At 35.6% G+C, this 450-nt stretch carries 1 protein-coding gene; it reads left to right on the forward strand.

Annotated features, from left to right (window positions below; genetic code table 11):
• Positions 1–108: 108 nt before the first annotated feature.
• On the forward strand, positions 109–450 hold a 342-nt coding region (locus ADF68_RS10485), incomplete at its 3' end, for a transposase family protein (protein ID WP_161800099.1).

Genomic DNA, 450 nt, shown 5'->3' on the forward strand with positions numbered 1-450 from the left:
TTCTGTTATACTACCTGTTCGCTCACAATAGGAGAGAACTTTTTTACGAAAATCTATTGAATATGCCATAAGAAGATTATACCACATTATGTACTGTTTTAGGTTCAATTGACTATAAATTTTATCACAAACTTACTCGGAATTAAAGACAAGAACATCATAATCTTAGATTATCTTGATGCTGGAACGCATAAAGAAGTCATCGCTAAACTTGATTATCCTGCCCCTAAATGTCACAACTGTCAAGGACAAATGGCTAAATATGACTTCCAGAAAGAATCTAAAATTCCCTACCTAGAATGTGCAGGATACAAGACTCTCATTCGATTGAGAAAACGCCGTTTCCGTTGTAAAGTCTGCGGGAAAATAGCTGTTGCAAAGACTTCCTTAGTCAAAAAGAATCACCAAATCGCGACCATCGTCAACCAGAAAATCACTCAAAAATTAATC

The sequence above is a fragment of the Streptococcus pseudopneumoniae genome (genome assembly GCF_001068775.1).
GTDB lineage: Bacteria > Bacillota > Bacilli > Lactobacillales > Streptococcaceae > Streptococcus > Streptococcus pseudopneumoniae_N.